At 62.4% G+C, this 18470-nt stretch carries 15 protein-coding genes; 12 read left to right on the top strand and 3 right to left on the bottom strand.

Going from position 1 to position 18470, the window contains the following annotated elements; translation table 11 throughout:
* The first annotated feature begins 15 nt into the window (after nucleotides 1-15).
* The 12 genes from ACN5W5_RS01020 to ACN5W5_RS00965 all read left to right on the top strand — a co-directional run bounded on the left by ACN5W5_RS01020 (nucleotide 16) and on the right by ACN5W5_RS00965 (nucleotide 13702).
* On the top strand, nucleotides 16-1086 hold the full coding sequence (locus ACN5W5_RS01020) for a glycosyltransferase family 4 protein (protein ID WP_420046748.1): 1071 nt from the start codon (nucleotides 16-18) through the stop codon (nucleotides 1084-1086).
* A gap of 178 nt (nucleotides 1087-1264) precedes the next feature.
* Complete coding sequence (locus tag ACN5W5_RS01015) at nucleotides 1265-2239, top strand: glycosyltransferase family 4 protein (RefSeq protein WP_420046747.1); 975 nt, start codon at nucleotides 1265-1267, stop codon at nucleotides 2237-2239.
* Nucleotides 2240-2247: 8 nt separating this feature from the next.
* A complete protein-coding gene (locus ACN5W5_RS01010) occupies nucleotides 2248-3312 on the top strand; it encodes a glycosyltransferase family 1 protein (RefSeq protein WP_420046746.1) in 1065 nt (354 codons plus the stop codon).
* A 2-nt stretch (nucleotides 3313-3314) separates the two neighbouring features.
* A complete protein-coding gene (locus ACN5W5_RS01005) occupies nucleotides 3315-3908 on the top strand; it encodes a histidine phosphatase family protein (RefSeq protein ID WP_420046745.1) in 594 nt (197 codons plus the stop codon).
* A gap of 10 nt (nucleotides 3909-3918) precedes the next feature.
* Entirely contained in the window at nucleotides 3919-4791 is an 873-nt protein-coding gene (locus ACN5W5_RS01000; protein ID WP_420046744.1) for a hypothetical protein, read from the top strand.
* Between the two features lie 107 nt (nucleotides 4792-4898).
* Nucleotides 4899-5849 (top strand): glycosyltransferase family 2 protein, encoded by a 951-nt coding sequence (locus tag ACN5W5_RS00995; RefSeq protein WP_420046743.1) that lies wholly within the window; start codon nucleotides 4899-4901, stop codon nucleotides 5847-5849.
* A 32-nt stretch (nucleotides 5850-5881) separates the two neighbouring features.
* Nucleotides 5882-6970 carry an acyltransferase family protein gene (locus ACN5W5_RS00990; RefSeq protein WP_420046742.1) on the top strand — a complete coding sequence of 363 codons (1089 nt, stop codon included), beginning with the start codon at nucleotides 5882-5884 and terminating at the stop codon, nucleotides 6968-6970.
* A gap of 5 nt (nucleotides 6971-6975) precedes the next feature.
* Nucleotides 6976-7902 (top strand): UDP-glucose 4-epimerase family protein, encoded by a 927-nt coding sequence (locus tag ACN5W5_RS00985; protein WP_420047416.1) that lies wholly within the window; start codon nucleotides 6976-6978, stop codon nucleotides 7900-7902.
* Nucleotides 7899-8459, top strand: a complete 561-nt coding sequence (locus tag ACN5W5_RS00980; protein ID WP_420046741.1) for a sugar transferase — start codon at nucleotides 7899-7901, stop codon at nucleotides 8457-8459. Before ACN5W5_RS00985 ends, ACN5W5_RS00980 begins: the two co-directional genes overlap by 4 nt.
* A 16-nt stretch (nucleotides 8460-8475) precedes the next feature.
* On the top strand, nucleotides 8476-10410 hold the full coding sequence (locus tag ACN5W5_RS00975; protein ID WP_420046740.1) for a polysaccharide biosynthesis protein: 1935 nt from the start codon (nucleotides 8476-8478) through the stop codon (nucleotides 10408-10410).
* A gap of 106 nt (nucleotides 10411-10516) precedes the next feature.
* Nucleotides 10517-11659 (top strand): Gfo/Idh/MocA family oxidoreductase, encoded by a 1143-nt coding sequence (locus tag ACN5W5_RS00970; RefSeq protein WP_420046739.1) that lies wholly within the window; start codon nucleotides 10517-10519, stop codon nucleotides 11657-11659.
* A 78-nt stretch (nucleotides 11660-11737) separates the two neighbouring features.
* The gene (locus ACN5W5_RS00965; RefSeq protein WP_420046738.1) at nucleotides 11738-13702 is read left to right on the top strand and encodes an acyltransferase family protein; all 1965 of its coding nucleotides are present in this window, start codon (nucleotides 11738-11740) and stop codon (nucleotides 13700-13702) included.
* A 106-nt stretch (nucleotides 13703-13808) separates the two neighbouring features.
* Here the strand turns inward: ACN5W5_RS00965 and ACN5W5_RS00960 are convergent, their stop codons facing one another.
* From ACN5W5_RS00960 to orn, 3 genes are all read right to left on the bottom strand, one after another.
* Nucleotides 13809-15701, bottom strand: coding sequence for a DEAD/DEAH box helicase (locus tag ACN5W5_RS00960; RefSeq protein WP_420046737.1), 1893 nt, complete (start codon nucleotides 15699-15701; stop codon nucleotides 13809-13811).
* A 360-nt stretch (nucleotides 15702-16061) separates the two neighbouring features.
* Nucleotides 16062-17648, bottom strand: a complete 1587-nt coding sequence (locus ACN5W5_RS00955; protein WP_420046736.1) for an inorganic phosphate transporter — start codon at nucleotides 17646-17648, stop codon at nucleotides 16062-16064.
* 115 nt (nucleotides 17649-17763) lie between these two features.
* On the bottom strand, nucleotides 17764-18372 hold the full coding sequence (gene orn / locus ACN5W5_RS00950; RefSeq protein ID WP_420046735.1) for an oligoribonuclease: 609 nt from the start codon (nucleotides 18370-18372) through the stop codon (nucleotides 17764-17766).
* Nucleotides 18373-18470 lie beyond the last annotated feature (98 nt).

Raw genomic sequence — 18470 nt, 5'->3', positions numbered from 1 at the left:
GCATATCTTTTCTGTATGAGCGCATCCCTTCATATCGCCGCACCAGACATCCACCGCTTTGACGCGGTGGGCAACCACTGCCTCTACCTGGCCGAGGATTTGCGCCACACCGGTCTGGACGTGCAGCTGTACGCCCAGCGATTTTCGCCGCCCGACGTGCCCGTGCACGACCTCGAAACGCTGTTCACACAAGACCTCTCCGACAGCCTGCTGCTGGTGAGCTACTCGATCTTTGACCCGTATCTGGAGCGGCTGCTGGCCCTGCCCTGCCGCAAGATCTGCTATTTCCATGGCGTGACGCCGCCCGAGTTGTTGCGCGAACACGAGCCTGTCACAGCCGATTTATGCCAACGATCGATCGAGCAGTTTCCCTTGTTGGCCGGTTTTGATCGACTGGTGTTCAGCTCGCAACTGAACCAGCGCTTTCTGGAGCGCTACGCACCGGGTCGACCCAGTGTGGTGATTCCCCCGGTGTCGCCCAATTTCCCGCAGTTTCAGCCCGGCCCGATGCTGGAGCACGACCAGCACGAAGGCCTGCACCTCCTGGTGCTGGGCCGTGTGGTGCCGCACAAGCGCCTGGAAGACGCGATCCAGGTGCTGGCGCTGCTGCGCCAGCGCGGCGTGGCGGCCACGCTGAACATCGTGGGTTCGTCCGGCAACAGGGTCTACCAGGACCATCTCGACCATCTGGTGCAGTCCCTGGGGCTGAGCGCTTTGGTGCACTTCAAGGGTCTGGTCGACGCGCCCACCCTGCTGCGGGCCTACAACGAAAGCGACGCTTTGCTGCTGACCAGCGAGCACGAGGGCTTTGGTGTGCCCGTTCTGGAGGCGATGCACCGCGGCCTTCCCGTGGTGATGCGCGAGGGTACGGCGGCGAGTGAGGTGGGTGCAGACGCAGTGCAGAACTTCGCCTCCATCGAACAGGCGGCCGGCCAGCTCCAGCGCCTGGCGCAGGAGCCGGGGCTCAAGGGGGCGATGGTAAAATCCGGTCAGCGACGCGCCGCCGAGTTGCTGGAGCAGGCTTCGGCAGGTGCTTGGCAAAAGCTGTTGCAGGAAGTTGACGCGCAGTCCGGTATTTCATGCTGATGGCAGCGCCGCTTCGTTTCAGCACCGCCTTCTCATCAAGGCGGGCGCATCAAGACGCCCACCCCGGCCACGCCGCCGCAAGCGACCACCCAGCCACGCATCAACGCCATTCTAGGCCCATGAACACGGACCCGGATCATGCAACGCCAACACGCCAGCAGGAAACGACATGGCCGGTATGAAGTTTTTGCTTTCCACGTACAGCACGGCCTTTCTGGCCAGCGGCGGCGGCGAGTCCGAATTGGTGCAGATCGCCGAGACGCTGAACGAGTCCGCCGTGCACGCCGACATCTACGGCATACAGAGCCGCCCGCTGGACTTTTACGACGCCGTCATGCACTTCTCGGTGCAAGCCGAAGGCAAGGCTTTTTTTGACGCTGTTCGGGCACGCCAGACGCCGATTCTGCTGTGGCCCAACGTGTGGTGGAACAACCCACCGACCGCCAGCGAGGTTGAACGCATACAGGTGTTTGTCGATCAGGCGCACAAGGTCTTGTTCAAATCGCTGACCGAATGCGAGCAGTTTTCACGTTATGTGAGCGTGCCGCCGGCCAAGCGCGTGGTGGTTCCGATCTGTGTGTCGTCGCGCTTTACCACCGCCCCCGACCTCGACCTTGCCAAGACCGTCTGCGAGATGGACGACTATGTGCTGTGCCTCGGCCGGGTCGAACCGATCAAGAACCAGCTCACCTTGATCCGCGCCTTGCGCCGGCTCGGCCTGAGCGGCGTCATGGTGGGTGGACACAATGATGCGGCCTACCTGCAGCAGTGCAAGGCCGAGGCCGGTGACACCGTTCAGTTCCTACCCTGGGTCAAGCCCTGCAGCCGCCTGCTGCTGTCTTTGCTGGCCGGCAGCCGGGTGGTCGCAGAGACCAGTTTCGATCCGGCCGGACGCTCCAGCCTTGAAGCCGCTCTGGTGAACAAACCCCTGGTGCTGTCGGCCGATGACTGGGTCAACGAGTACTTTGCCGACACCGTTTACAAGGCCGACCCGCACAGCCTGGATCAAACCGTGGCCGCACTGCAGCAAGCCATCAGCGACGCCCAGGGCGCGCGCCTGGCTGCACGGGCCCACGAACGCATCGCCGAGCGCCACGCCTCGACCGCAGCCGTCGCCCAGTTCGTGACCACCATTGTCGACGCCTGTGACTGATAACGTGAATGCCGCTTTCAACTGACACCCGCTCCCCGCCGCGCCTGCTCGTGGTGCAACGCCTATCGCTTTCGCACAGCCGACTCAAGTCACGCTCCATCGGCGCCCGCTTTGGCCCGTTGCTGGACTACATGGAACGTCACGGCCTGATGCAGTGGCAGGAGATTCTCGAAACCGAAATCGGCATCGAGGACTTCCGCCGTCACGACGCCGTGCTGCTGAACAAACACAGCTCCACGCGTGGCCTGGAAATCATCCAGACCGCCAAGGCGCTGGGCCTGCGCTGCATTTACGATCTCGACGACTGGATCCTGGACCTGCCCAGCTACAGCGTCACCAACCTTGACGAAGACGTGCTGGCCAACATCGTGCGCATGATCCGCGAGGCCGACGTGGTTTCGGTATCGAACCCGGTGCTGCAAAACAAGCTGAAGTACATTCGCCCGGTCTCGGCAATCCTGAAGAACGGATTCGACCACGAGGCCCTGCCGTACAGCCCCACGGCCCACAACGAATCCAGTCAGCCGCGCATCCTGTTTTCCAACACCGACGGCATCAAGCTGGTGTCGCACCGCAAGCAGTTCCTGCAGCAACTGGTGGCCTTCATGGAAATGCACCCGGAGGTGCAGCTGGATTTCTGGGGCGATCACTTCCCCGAAATTGGTCGCATTCCGCGCTTGAACGACAAGGGTTTTGCCCCCAACAAGACCTACAAAGAGACGATTCGCGACGCCGGCTACTGGTTCGCTGTCGTGCCCCTGGGCGGTCAGGAAGACCCGGAAACCCTGTTCTTCAACAGCTGCAAGTCGTGCATCAAATACATCGACTACGGCAGCCTGGGCATACCCGGCATGTACTCGCATTCGCCGGTCTACAGCGAGGTGGTGCAGCACGAAAAAACCGGCATGCTGGTCCACAACCAGGGTGACGAATGGCTCAAGGCCATGAACCTTCTCTACCAGCAAGCCGCTTTGCGCCAGAAAATACGGGAACAGTCGTACGCCGATTGCATCGCCAACTTTGGCCTGCAGGCCTCGGCCCACAAGCTGCTTGAACTGATCACCAGGACCTGAACATGGACATTGTTTTGATTCGGCACGGCCAATCGGTGGCCAACCAGAAAGGCCTGTTGATCTCGAACGACCAGGACGACCTGACCGAGAACGGTGTGGCGCAGTCGCATGCGCTGGCAGCGCGGATTTCTGCCGTGTTGGCCGAGGCGCGCTGGTTGTATTGCAGCCCCTGGCGCCGCGCCTTGAGCACGGCGGAAATCGTGCTCGGCGAACGCATGCCCGAAACGCAGCTGGATGCGCGCCTGGCCGAAACCTTTCCCGGGCGCCACGGCACCTGGCTGGAGAAAGACTTCAATGCCGCGTTTCCCGACTTCTACCAGGACCTGGGTCGGCGCTACGACGGCGGCGAATCGCACCGCGACATGGCGCAGCGCGTCTGCCAGTGGGTGCAGACCGAGATCGTGCCGCGTCAGCACGAGCCCGGGCTGCTCATGGCCGTGGCCCATGGCGGCCCGATCACCGTCATCCTGCAGTACCTGCTGGGTGTGCCCATGGAAGAACGTTACCCCAGTTTCACCGTGCCCAACGCCAGCATGAGCCGGCTGCAATGGCGCGCCGACCTGGGGCGCTTCTGCCTGATCACAGCCGGTGCCTGAGTTTGCTGCCATGACCAGACCGGGGACCGTCATCTATGAATGCCTTTATGCCAAGGATCAGACCCTCAGCGATCCGTTCCTGACCCCGTTGGCGATTGCCAATGACCATCCGGAATGGCGCGAGCTTCAGGCCTTTCTGGAAATTTACCGCCGCGGCGACTGGCGCCAGCATGACTTCACGGGCATGTTTTCGCCCAAGTTCGCGCTCAAGACCCACATCGGCGTGGATCGTTTCCTTGGGTTCGTTGCTGACAACGCAGATGCCGACGTCTGCCTGATCAACCCTTTTCCGCAGATTGGCTATTGGTCCTACAACGTCTGGATGCAAGGCGAGCACGCTCATCCCGGTCTGGGCGCGGCCGCGCAGGCCGTGCTGGACGCAGTCGGCATTCCCTGGCAACTGAGCGAGGTGCCGCGCCACGGGCCCGGCCTGCTGGCATATGGCAACTTCTGGGTGGCCCGCCCGAAGTTCTGGCAGGCCTATGTGGGCGAGGTGCTGCAACCGATCGCGGACTTTTTGCTGCGAGAACCGTCGCACCAGGCCGCCATTGGCATATTGAGCGCCACCCGCCACACCGATGCTGCACCATTCCTGCCGTTTATGATTGAGCGGCTGTTCAGTACCTATCTGTCGCTGAACGCCCAATGGCGTGTCGCTGCCTACCCTCTGCAAAGCGACGTGCAGCGCTACTGCCAGAACGCTTTTGAATGTTTGTTGCAACAACAACTGCGCGACGAGGTGGATGCGGCTGATGCCCGGCAGGATTTTCCACCGTCACTGATCGCACACATGAACAAGCAATGCGCGTTGTTTCAGCAGCATTTTTTTGATTACTACCAACACCATGTGCATCCTCACTCCGGGAAGACCGTAAGTAAATAGCCCGGCCATTGAGACTCCAATCCATGCCGTATCACGATCTGGAGTTGGAGCTGCCCCGTTTTCGTGGACACAGCCCGTCATAACTGCCGAACCATAGAGGCGACCCCTTGAAACTCATCATCCAGATCCCTTGCTACAACGAAGCCGCAACCCTGGGCATTGCCCTGTCAGCGCTGCCGCGACAAGTCCCCGGATTCGACAGCGTGGAGTGGCTGATCATTGACGACGGCAGCACCGACGACACGGTCAAGGTTGCGCTGAGTCATGGTGTCGACCATGTGGTCAGGCACACGCGCAACCAGGGTCTGGCGCGTGGTTTCATGAACGGCCTGCAAGCCTGCCTGGAGCACGGCGCCGACGTGATCGTGAACACCGATGCCGACAACCAGTACGAGGCCGACGACATCCCCCTGTTGACGGCCCCCATCGTCAATGGCAAAGCCGACATCGTGATCGGTGCCCGCCCTATCCAGGCGATCGAACACTTCAGCCCGATCAAGAAATTGTTGCAAAAGCTGGGGAGCTGGGTCGTGCGCGTGGCCAGCAAGACCAGCATCCCGGACGCTCCAAGCGGCTTCCGGGCCATGAGCCGGGCCGCGGCCCAGAAGCTCACGGTGTTCAGTGACTACACCTACACCCTGGAAACCATCATCCAGGCGGGCCAGAAAAACATGGCCATCACATCGGTGCCCATCCGGGTCAACGGCGACCTGCGGCCTTCCCGCCTGGTCAAAAGCATTTCCTCGTACATCCGGCGCAGCATCGTCACCATCATCCGCGTCTTCGTCATCTACCGGCCGTTCCGTTTTTTCGCTTCGATCGGCATAACCCTCTTTGGTCTGGGCTTCCTGATCGGGATGCGCTTTGTCTACAAATGGTTGACGACGGACAACGGTTACGACGGCCATGTGCAATCCCTGATTCTGGCGAGCTCGCTGATGGTCATCGGTTTTCAGACCATCCTGATTGCCTTCGTGGCCGATCTGCTCTCCGCCAACCGCAAGCTGCTCGAAGAGATCCGCTCGATGACCTTGCAGAACCGGGATGCGCTGCGCTGAGCGTGGCAGTTCCCGACCCGTCCACCACAACGATGCAGCCTGTAACCCGTCCCGTCAACGAACCCCGCAAGGGTTCACGCATTGACTGGATTGACGCGGCCAAGGGGCTGGGCATCGTGCTGATCGTGATCGGTCACATTTATTCGGTCGCGGAGCCTTCGCCGCTCTACGTCTTCATCTACGCCTTTCACGTTCCCCTGTTTTTCTTCATTGCCGGTCTGACCTACAGCTTTGACCCGCCTGCCCTCCCGGCCTTCTTCCTCAAGAAGTTCCGTTCCCTGCTGGTGCCCTACCTGTGTTATGCCGCACTGGGCTACCTTTTTTACCTCGCGGGCTACTGGGCTGCGGCCCGTTCGGGACTGAAACTAGAGCAGTTCAACCATGGTCTGCTCACGCCCTTCCTGGGCATTTTTTACGGATCGCTGGGCGACGGCCATCTGGTCAACACACCGGTCTGGTTTGTCATCGCCTTGTTCTGCACCCTGATGATCGGCCACCTGCTCCGGCGCCTGACCTCTTCTTTCGCCCTGCGGATGTTCATCGCTTTGCTGCTGGCAGCGGTCGCCCATGCCGTGGCACCGCACTTCAAGCTGCCGTTCAGCCTCGGTCCGGCCCTGGCCGGCCTGGTGTTCTTCGAAACGGGCGTGGCGTTTCAGGGTCTCGCCCGGTCGGGATGGCCGTCTGCTGGCTGGCGCTGGGCCGGGTTGGCCGTTTGCCTGCTCATCAGCCTGTTCAGCCAGATCAACGGCTTCGTGACCATGGCCGACACCCGGCTGGGTCACCCCGCGCTCTTTTTCCTGTTCGCCTTCAGCGGGCTGTTCATGGTCTTGGCGCTCGTTCAGCTGCTGGGAAGCAAGGGGCATTTCCTGGCCTGGATCGGGCGCTACAGCCTGTCCATCATGCTGATTCACATGCTGATCATCAAATCGGTCAAGGTGGTGCTCGCGGGGGTGCTGTCGATGCCGATCCGGGAAATCGAGGCCAGCGTGGGCCTGGGCCTGGTGGTTCTGGCGGTCACAGCCGTTATCCTGATCCCGGTGGTCGCGGTGATGGAACGCTGGCTGGCTCCCAGCCTGGGCAAAACCGGCACCGTTCGCCTCGCAGCAGGGGGGCGGGCTTGATCGCCGTGACCGGTGCCAGCGGCTTTGTCGGTCGTGCACTCTGTCAGGCCCTGGCCGATCAGGGCGTGCCGTTCCGCGCCCTGGTTCGTACTCCGGATGCGACCTTGCCCCAGGCCCGCGTGATCGGCGACATCGGCGCCGGCACCGAATGGGCTGCTGCCTTGCTGGGGGTCAGCTGCATCGTCCACTGCGCTGCGCGCGTCCATGTGATGCAAGACACCGAGGCAGATCCCCTGGCTGCGTTTCGGCGGGTGAACGTGGAAGGCACGCGCCACCTGGCGCACTCGGCAGTGCAAGCCGGTGTGCAAAGGCTGGTGTTTCTGAGTTCGCTCAAGGTACTCGGCGAGCAGACTGCGCCGGGCCTGCGTTTCAACAGCCTGACGCCCCCGGCACCAGAGGACGCCTACGGTCGCTCCAAATGGGAAGCCGAGCAGGCCTTGTGGGCCGTTTCAAGGCTCACCGGGCTGGAAGTCGTGGTGGTCCGTCCGCCGCTGGTGCACGGCCCGGGTGTCAAAGCCAACTTCCTGCGCCTGATGCAAGCGGTGGCGCGCGGTCTGCCCCTGCCATTCGGGCAGGTACACAACCAGCGCTCCCTGCTGGCCCTGGGCAATCTGACCGACCTGTTGCAGCTGTGCACCCGACACCCCGACGCGCCCGGACAGACCTTCCTCGCCTCGGACGATCAGGATGTTTCCACCCCCGATCTGGTGCGGGAGCTGGCCGCAGCCATGGGACGACCACCTCGGCTGCTGCCGGTTCCGGTCAGCTGGCTGCGCTGGGCAGGCCGTCTGACCGGGCGGTTGCACCAGATTGAGCGCCTGATCGGGTCTTTGCAGGTGGACATCGGGCATACTAGAGAGGTTTTGGACTGGTCACCCCGTTTGACATTGCAGCAGGGTTTGAGGCTCACCGTGCAGGGTTTCACCAGATGAAGCGGGCTTTCGACTTCTTGCTGGCGGCCTGTCTGGGTCTGCTGCTGCTGCTGCCGATCGGGGTCATTGCCCTGCTTGTGCGATGGACGTCACCAGGACCCGCCCTGTACTGGAGTGACCGTGTTGGCCAGCACAATCGCATTTTCCGCATGCCCAAGTTTCGCAGCATGAGAGTGGACACGCCCGCTGTGGCCACCCATCTGTTGCCCAATCCGCAGGCCTGCCTGACACCGATGGGGTCTTTCTTGCGCAAAACAAGCCTCGACGAATTGCCGCAACTGTGGAACATCCTTAAGGGTGACATGAGTTTCGTCGGTCCACGCCCCGCGCTGTACAACCAGGACGATCTGATCGAATTGCGCACGCACAATGGCATCGACCGACTGGTTCCGGGTCTCACCGGATGGGCACAGATCAACGGGCGGGACGAACTGCCGATTCCCGAGAAGGTTCGCCTGGACGCCGAATACTTGCGGACGCACTCCTTCGGGCTGGACCTCAAAATCATGTTCTTGACCGCGTGGCGCGTGCTGCGTCGTGATGGCGTCACCCACTGAAGTCAGGAACCCTCCGATGCTGAACCGTTTCGCCTTGCCCATACTCGCCATGCCGCGGCGAGCCAAGCGCGTCGTCGTGCTGAGCGTGGACGCATCGCTGTGCGTGATCACCGTGTGGCTGGCTTACTACCTTCGCCTGGGTGAGTGGGTCAAGCTCTCCGGTGACGGCTTCTGGCAACCCTTGTGGGCGGTCGGGGGGTCGCTGCTCGTGGCCCTGCCGATATTTGTCGTGAACGGGTTTTATCGCGCGATCTTCCGCTACTCGGGACTGACAGCGCTGATGACCATGATCAAGGCGATCGCTGTGTACGGGCTGCTCTATGCCACGGTTTTCACGGCCTTTGGCGTGAATGGCGTGCCGCGCACCGTGGGGCTCATTCAACCCATGCTGCTGCTGCTGCTGGTCGGAGCCTCGCGCATGCTGGCGCGTTTCTGGCTCGGAGGCCTCTACCGCAACCAACTCAAGCTGGTTGCGCTGCCCCGTGTGCTGATCTATGGCGCCGGCAATGCCGGGCGGCAGTTGGCCGCGGCCATGGCCAACAGCCACGAGATGCGTGTGGTGGGCTTTCTGGATGACGATGACCGCCTGCACGGTCACGTGCTCAATGGCCTTTCCATCTACAGCCCGGCAGATCTGCATGGTCTTGTCAATTCACTCCAGGTCAGTACCGTGTTGCTGGCCCTGCCATCGGTGAGCCGGCACCGCCGCAACGAACTCATCGCGCAGATGCTTGATGCCCACGTGCAGGTGCGCACCTTGCCCGCCGTGAGTGAGTTGGCGCAGGGCATGGTCAGTATCTCCGACCTGCGCGAGCTCGACATTGACGACCTTCTGGGGCGCGAACCCGTCAGCCCCAACCACATCCTGCTGGGCAAGAACATCACCGACAAGGTCGTTCTGGTGACAGGTGCCGGCGGCTCCATCGGGGGGGAGCTCTGCCGGCAGATTCTTGGCATGGCCCCGGCCACGCTCATCCTGCTGGAGCAAAGCGAATTCGCCCTGTACGAAATCCAGCAGGAGCTTGAAGACAAGCTCGCCGACGACACCACCCTGCTCGTGCCTATTCTGGCATCGGTGCGGGATGCCGATCGTCTGCGGGATGTCATGGCCAGCTGGAAGCCGGACACGATCTACCACGCCGCGGCCTACAAACACGTTCCGCTGGTGGAACACAACCCGATCGAGGGCATCAAGAACAACACCCTGGGCACGCTGACCACCGCCCGGATCGCGGTGGAGCATGGCGTCACCGACTTCGTGCTGATCAGCACCGACAAAGCCGTGCGTCCGACCAACATCATGGGGGCCAGCAAGCGCCTGGCCGAAATGGCCTTGCAGGCCCTCGCCTCCACCGCGCCTCACACCCGGTTTTCGATGGTCCGGTTTGGCAATGTGCTGGGCTCATCGGGTTCCGTGGTACCGAAGTTCCGGCGCCAGATCCGCGACGGGGGTGCCATCACGCTGACCCACCGCGACATCACACGCTACTTCATGACCATCCCCGAGGCTGCCCAACTGGTGATTCAGGCCGGTGCCATGGCCAAGGGCGGCGATGTGTTTGTGCTGGACATGGGCGACCCGGTGAAAATCATGGACCTGGCCCTGCGGATGATTGAACTCTCGGGCCTGACCGTCAGGGACGAAGAAAATCCCGAAGGCGACATTGCGATCGAGATCACCGGCCTGAGGCCAGGCGAGAAGCTCTACGAAGAACTGCTGATCGGCAACGATCCGCGCCCCACATCACACCCGCGCATCATGAAGGCGCATGAAGAATTCCTTGCCTGGCCTCTGTTGCAGGACAAACTCCAGGAGCTGGAGAACCTGCTCGCCAGCAACGACGTCGAAAGCACCAAGGCGCTGCTGGTCGAGCTGGTTTCCGGCTACACCCCGCAAGATCAGGGGCAGGATGCCGCCAGCCCGGCCCGCCGTTTGCGTTACAGCGTGTAAGGCCAGGACACCCCTTGTCTTATTCCCGGCGCGCAGGGGGCCATAGAGCCATGGCTTGTGTGGCCCCCTCTCATCAATACATCACGACTCAACGGTCAGGACTTCCATGAACAGCTTGAACAAGCACCGAATCGGCCTGGTGGGTACCGGGTTCATCGCCAGCGGTTTCGCACGCCTGGTGCACAACCACGCCCCGGACCTGGACATTGCAGCCGTATTGACACGCCGTGCACCCGACAACACCGAAGGCTTTCCCTTCCCCGAGCGGCTCACCCGTTCGGTTCAGGAACTGCTCGACAAGTGCGACATGATCGTGGAGTGCAGCGGTGACGTGCTGCACGCCACCGATGTCATCGACACCGCGCTGCGCGCCGGCAAGCCGGTGGTGACCATGAACTCAGAGTTTCACGTCACCACCGGCTCCTGGTTCGCCGACAAGGGCCTGTTGACCGAAGCCGAGGGCGACCAGCCCGGCTCCATCGCGGCCCTGCGCGAAGAAGCCGTGATGATGGGCTTCAAGCCCCTGGTCTACGGCAACATGAAAGGCTTCCTCAACCACCACCCGACCCCTGAAGAAATGGCCTACTGGGCTGGCAAACAGGGCATCAGCGTCGAGCAGACGACCTCGTTCACCGATGGGACCAAGATCCAGATCGAGCAGGCGCTGGTGGCCAACGGCTTTGGCGGCACCATCACCCGACAGGGCATGGAAGGCCCGAAGTCGGCGGATGTCACCAAAGCTGCCATTGAACTGGCCCGCACCGCGGCCGAACGCGGACAGGCCATTTCCGACTATGTGCTCTCGCCAGGAAACGCCGGCGTCTTTGTTGTCGGGACGCACGACAAGTCGGAGTGGAAAGCACTGAACTACCTCAAGCTGGGCGATGGTCCCTACTACGTGCTGGTTCGCCCGTTCCACCTCTGCCAGTACGAAATCATCAAGACCGTGCGCCGTGTCATCAACGGCGGTGGCGTGCTGCTCAACAACTCCAGCGCCCCGACGGTTTCCATCGTGGGCATTGCCAAAACCGACCTGCCCGCAGGCACCCGGATCGACCGCGCCATCGGTGGTTTCCAGGTGCGCGGCGAAGCGGCCCGCATCCAGGACGTGCCGAACCATGTGCCCATCGGCATGATCCAGAATGCCGTGATCACCCGACCGGTCCTGGCCGGCCAGACCTTGAGCTTCGACGATGTGGAGCTGCCGGACACGCTCGCGCTGAGCATCGCGCGCAAGCTCTACGCCTGACCGCCGCGGCCTCCGTTCTCAGGGGGCGGCCCTTTCTGCTCATGAATCGCCGCGCGCAGCGCGGCCTGTCTTCCCTCCATGTCTTCTGATCCCCACAGTTCCCAATACCGCCCCGACATCGATGGCTTGCGCGCGATTGCGGTGGTCTCGGTGGTGCTGCACCACGCTTTCCCCGAACACATCCGTGGTGGCTTCATTGGGGTGGACATCTTCTTCGTGATTTCCGGCTACCTGATCAGCTCGATCATTCTGGGCGGATTGAAGAAGCAGCACTTCGGGTTTGCGGATTTTTATGTGCGCCGCATCAAACGCATCTTCCCGGCCTTGTTCCTTGTGCTGGCCACGGTGCTGGTGATGGGCTGGTACCAGTTGCTGCCGGTTGACTACAAACAGGTGGGCAAACACATTTTTGCGGGCAGCACCTTCATCTCCAACTTCGCCTTCTGGGGCGAAGCGGGCTACTTTGATGCAGACTCGGCCAACAAACCCCTGCTGCACCTCTGGTCGCTGGCGATTGAGGAGCAGTTTTACATCTTCTGGCCACTCACACTGTTCGCCCTCCACCGCTGGCGCATGAATGCGCTGCGCTGGATATTCGCCTTGCTGGTGGTTTCGTTCCTGATCAACCTTGCCTTGGTCAGGACCTCACCCACCGCCGCCTTCTATAACCCGGTCTCGCGTTTCTGGGAACTGATGGTCGGCGCGATGCTGGCGGCCATGCATGTCCACCGAGTGGGCTGGAAATCCATCTTCCGCAACCAGGTGTCGACCGAGGAAGACAGCGTGACCGAGCGGCACTGGCGCAACAACCTGTGGTCGTGGACCGGTTTGGCGTTGCTGGTCATCGTGCTGCTCACCATCCACCCGGAGCGCCACTTTCCGGGCTGGTGGGCCCTGTTGCCGACCCTCGGCACGGTGCTGCTGATCGCCGCCGGCCCCAGGGCCTGGTTCAACCGCCACGTCCTTGCCAGCAAACCTTTTGTCTGGATCGGCCTGATCAGCTACCCGCTGTACCTCTGGCACTGGCCGCTGCTGTCGTTTGCCCATATCCAGGCGGGTGAGTTGCCGCACTGGCAGACCCAGATGGGCTGGATCGCCCTGAGCGTGCTGCTGGCCTGGCTCACCTTCCAGCTCGTGGAGAAACCCATCCGCTTCGGCCGATGGAACCGAAAGGTCGTGATCGGCACGCTGTGCGCCGGCATGACCGCCATGGCGGGGTCTGGCTACGCCACCTACCAGCGCGACGGTTTTGAGCAGCGCTTCCCGGAAATCGTGCGCAACATGATGTCCAAGGGTGGGAAAACCGCCGTCGTCGAGGGGTGGCGCGACGGCGACTGCACGCTGGATTTCAGGCTTCCGGCCTCCCACTACAAAGACTTCTGCATCGAGAAGAAGCGCCCGCTGGTGTTTCTCTGGGGTGATTCGCACGCCGGTTCGCTGTATCCCGGCTTCAAGGCGCTGCAGGCGGGTGGCAAGTACAGCTTCGGCCTGGGCGAGCGTGCGGCCGCCATTTGCCCGTCCGTGCTCGGCATCGAACCCCGCCCACTCTGCAAAAGCCTCAACGAGGCCAATATCCAGGCCATCCGGGATGCCAAACCCGACGTGGTGATCCTCTATTCCTGGTGGCACAACAAACGCTACGACCTGAGAAACCTTGAAGCCACGGTGACGGAAATCAAGAAGGCCGGCGTGCCGCGGATCATCATGCTTGGCGCGGTACCGTACTGGAAAAAACAACTGCCCCAGATCCTGCTGGAGGAATGGAAAAAGGGGCCGCCCATGAAGCGACCTCCGATGCGGTTGAAAGACGAGTTTCTGGATCCCGCCGTTCGCGCCGCCACCGCGAGCATGCGGGCGCGGGCACAGAAGATGAACATCGAGTTCATCTCCGGCATGGATTATTTCTGCAACGAACAAGGCTGCCTGACCCGCATGTCCGAGGATTCAAGCCAACCGCTTTCCTATGACTACGGACATCTGTCCACCAGCGCTTCCACCTATTACGTCGAACAACTGGCACCTCTGATCTTCAAGACGAAATAGAGTCACCTGGGCTCTGCTCGCTGGATACTCACACGCAACAAAAAAGCCGGGTCAAACCCGGCTTTTTTATTGGGCGTCTGACGCGCCCTTTTTGCGGAACGGTCGATCAGCGAGGCTGACGACGTGCCACCGGACGTGCAGTGCCGCCTTCGCTGCGGCGAGGGGCGAATTCGCCGCCACGCATGGCCGCACGTTCGGAGTTGCCGCGGTCGCTGAAGCGATCACCACCGGCGTCGCTGCGGCCGAAGCTGCCAAAGCCACTGGGCTTTCCAGCGGGACGCGCCGGGGCACCACGATCGGCAAAACCACGGCTCGGAGCGGCCGGGCGGCTGTCCGAACGGTTGTCAAAACGACCTTCGAGACGCGGGCCACCGCGGTTCTCGAAACGCGCAGGTTCGGCGCGGTTGTCGAAACGGCCTTGTTCACCACGGCCTTCGAAGCGCGGTGCATCACCACGGCCTTCAAAACGCGGAGCTTCGCTGCGACCTTCAAAGCGCGGACCACGGGCCGGGCCACGGCGCTCGGCGTAACGCTCGTTGCCACCACGACCCGCCGGGCGGCCAGGGCCGCCGCGACCGAAGGGCTCGGCCATCGGCGCACGCTGGCGCGGCTCCAGGCCGGTGACGGTTTCCACCGCGATGCGCTGGCGCGTGAAGGCTTCGATATCGCCGATCTTGCGGCGATCACGCAGTTCGGCAAAGGTCACCGCCAGGCCGTCACGACCGGCACGGCCGGTGCGACCGATGCGGTGGGTGTAATCCTCAGCCTTCATGGGAAGACCGAAGTTGAACACGTGGGTGATGGTGGGCACGTCGATACCACGTGCAGCCACATCGGTGGCCACCAGGATCTGCACCTGACCGCCACGCAAGGCCATCAGGCGGCGGTTGCGGATGCCCTGGCTGAGCGCCCCGTGCAGCGCGACGGCGGCAAAGCCCACCTGCTGCAGGTCGGTGGCCAGACCATCACATTCGATCTGCGTGCTGCAGAACACGATCGCCTGGTTGATACCGGTGTCACGCAGCCAGTGGTCCAGCAGCTTGCGCTTGTGGTCGGCGTTGTCGGCCCAGAACAGCACCTGTTTGATGTTGGCGTGTTGTTCCTGCGGGCTGTCGATCTGAACCTTCTGCACATGCTTGCCGCCATCGTGCATCACGCGCATGGCGAGTTGCTGGATGCGCGGCGCAAAGGTGGCGCTGAACATCATGGTCTGGTGGCGCTGGCTGGTGAGGTCGTTGACTTCGGCCAGGTCGTCGGCAAAGCCGAGGTCCAGCATGCGGTCGGCTTCGTCGACCACCAGGAACTGCACCTTGTCGAGCTTGAGTTGCTGCGAGCGTTGCAGGTCGAGCAGGCGGCCTGGCGTGGCGACCACGAGGTCGGCGTTCTGCAGCTTGGCGATCTGCAGCTGGTACGGCATGCCGCCGACCACGTTGGCGATGCGCAGGCCACGGCAGTGGCGCACCAGGTCGATGGCGTCGTTGGCCACCTGCTGGGCGAGTTCGCGCGTCGGGCACAGGATCAGGGCGCCAGGGGTGGCGGCCTTGAAATTGCGCGGGTTGGTCGGGTCCTTGCGCTTGGCGCGCTTCGGAGCCACTTCACCGCGGGCCAGGGCGTCGGCAACGCTCTGCTCGAACTCGGCTTTTTCGTTGGCTTCGGCCTGGGCCTGTTGCTGCAGCAGGGTGTGCAGCACGGGCAGCAGGAAAGCCGCCGTTTTGCCACTGCCGGTCTGGCTGGACACCATCAGGTCGGCAAAACGCTTTTCGCCTTCGCCGAGCATGGCCTTGGGGACCACGTTGCTTTGCACCTGTGTCGGCTGCACATAGCCGAGGTCGGCACAGGCTTGCACGAGTTCGGGCGCCAGACCCAGCAGCTCGAAGCCATTGGGCTCCGCAGGCACGTCAGGGGTCTCCAGAACAACCGGCTGGTCCAGCAGGTTGTCGGATTCGTTGGAAATCATTTCGGGCGAGAAATCGCCGCGGGCTTCAAAAGAGTCGCTCATGTTCGTCCTTGCGCAGATACAGCGCAATTGATCGAATAAAGCACAAGGATGATGCCCGCCTCATGGGCGGGCGCTCCTGGGCGCTTGATCCGTTCGTGGTTACAAAACATCAACCATCAAACGGTCAACGCGCTCGGTGTCCTGCTCAAAAGCAGATGACACCGGGAGCGAATGGCCTCTTCCGTGGCGCCAGCGGAATGTTCCGTGGCGGGCTGGCAGATCCCCTTCCTGGGAAGGGGCAGTCAGCACAAGTATCGGGAGGCCTGGTGTGAGAGGCAGATGCACAAATCAGCACAGTTTCCTGTGCAGCCTGCAATTATCGCAGATTTTCAGGGAAAACCCTAGAAATATTTCAAACCATCAACCCAGCACGGCAGAAACGAGGTGGAACAGGATGGCCGCGAGCACCGCAGTGGCCGGCACGGTGACGATCCAGGCGGCCACGATCCGCAGCACGGCTGAACGTTTGACCAGCTCCTTCTTGTAGGCTTTCTTCAGCGCCTTCTGTTCCTTCTTGGCAAACACCGCGCCCTCAGCCGCTTCGTGCAGCCTGGCGCGGCGCTTCATGTCGGCCAACATGCGTTTTTTCTCCTGCACTTCAGCCGCTTCAAAACGCTGCAGGTAAGCCTCGACCTCGGCCCGGTCTTCGCCCTGGTGACCGGCAAAAACCACGGCTTCCATCTTGGCGTAGTTCACCTTCAGCAGCTCGCGCAGAAAGCCCACACCGAACACGGCGCCAATGGTCACGTGGGTCGTGGAGACTGGCATGCCCAGCTGCGAGGCCACGATCACTGTCAAGGTGGCGGCCATGGCGATGGAATAGGCCCGCATGTTGTCCAGTTCGGTGATTTCCTTGCCCACGGTGCGGATCAGCTTTGCCCCATAGAGCGCCAAACCGACCGCCAGCCCCAGCGCGCCCAGCAACATGACCCACATCGGCGTCGCCGCCTTGGTGGCGATGGCCCCCGCCTTCACCGCTTCATAGATCGCTGCCAGAGGGCCCACCGCGTTCGCCACATCGTTGGCGCCATGGGCAAAACTCAGCAGCGCTGCCGAGCACACCAGGGGCCAGGTGAACAACTTGTTCACGCCATCTTTGCTGTTGTCCTGTCGCACAGCCAGCCGCGCGATCGGGCGACGAATCACGGCCCAGACCACGACAGCAAACAACGCCCCCAACAAGAACGCGCTCCAGAACGGGACCTTCACCAGTTGCCCCACGCCCTTGAGCAGCATGTAGGTGCCAAAAGCCCAGGCCATCACCGCTATGAGCCACGGCACCGCGCGAGTAGCCGCCACGGTCATTTCGTTGCGGTAGGTGATGCTGCGCTTGATCACATAGAGGAAGGCGGCAGCAATGGCACCGCCCATCAAGGGAGACACCACCCAGCTCACCACGATCGAACCGATGGTGCCCCAGTTCACCAGGCCCCAGCCACCGGCCGCAATGCCCGCGCCCATGATGGCGCCAATGATGGAGTGCGTGGTCGACACCGGCGCACCAATGGCCGTGGCCAGGTTCAGCCACAGCGCCCCGGCCAGCAAAGCGGCAAACATCACCCAGGCGAACAGCGTTGCATCGGTGATCTGCTTGCTGTCAATGATGCCGCCCTTGATGGTGCCCACCACTTCGCCGCCGGCCACGATCGCGCCCATGGCTTCAAAGACCGCGGCAATAACGATCGCCCAGCCCATCGTCATGGCGCCCGAGCCCACGGCGGGACCCATGTTGTTGGCCACGTCGTTGGCACCGATGTTCATGGCCATGTAGCCGCCGACCACGGCCGAGATGATCAGCAGCCAGACCGCCGTGCTGGACAGACCCAGCACGTTGGCGCCCGTGAGCGATGCGTAGAACCCCACCAGGAGCAGAAAACCGATGGCGGAGGTCAGCTGCAAAGCGTCCATGTGGCGCGTGACGAAACTGGAGCGGGATTTTTTTGTCATAAAAAGCTCTCGTGGATGACACGATTCTGACATGCCGACCTGACGATCCCGGGCGCTGAGCCAAGCCGTCAAAGCCCGGCGTGCGGGCGGGATTCGGGTGAATACGGCGCGCCGGTCAGCGCAGGAAATGCGTTCGGTAGTGCACCAGCTCGTCGATCGACTCGTGCACATCGGCCAGCGCCGTGTGCTTCTGGTGTTTCTTGAAGCTGTCGTACACCGCCGGGCGCCAGCGCTTGGCCAGCTCCTTGAGGGTGCTCACGTCCAGGCAACGGTAGTGGAAATACGCCTCCAGCTTGGGCATGTACTTCACCAGGAAACGGCGGTCCTGGCTGATCGTGTTGCCGCACATGGGCGAGCCGTTTTTGGGCACGTAGCGGGCGATGAAGGCCAGCAGTTCGGCCTGCGCCTGCTCTTCGTCAACCGTGCTGGCGCGCACCTTGTCGATCAGGCCGCTCTTGCCGTGCGTACCCTTGTTCCAGTTGTCCATGGCGTTCAGCACCGCATCGCTCTGGTGGATCACCAGCACCGGCCCTTCCACGCGCGGCGTGAGTTGCGGCCCGGTGATGACCACCGCAATCTCCAGCAGGCGCTCTTTTTCGGGGTCGAGCCCGCTCATCTCGCAATCGAGCCAGACCAGATTCTGGTCACTCTTGGTCAGGACAGGGGTATCGCTCGGCGCGGCAGGTTCTACGGCCGGCAACGAAGGGGGGGTGTGTTCGTTCATGCCGCCGATTTTCACCGATTGGCCTGTCTGCCCCGCCAGCGAGCCCGTCCGGGCCATCCCTCCCGGCACCATGTGCATGCGGTGTTGGATAGACTCCC

This window comes from Hydrogenophaga sp. ZJX-1, assembly GCF_048590325.1.
Lineage (GTDB): Bacteria > Pseudomonadota > Gammaproteobacteria > Burkholderiales > Burkholderiaceae_C > Hydrogenophaga.
The sequence above is the reverse complement of the archived record's forward strand: the minus strand, read 5'-3'. Positions and strand labels throughout refer to the sequence as shown.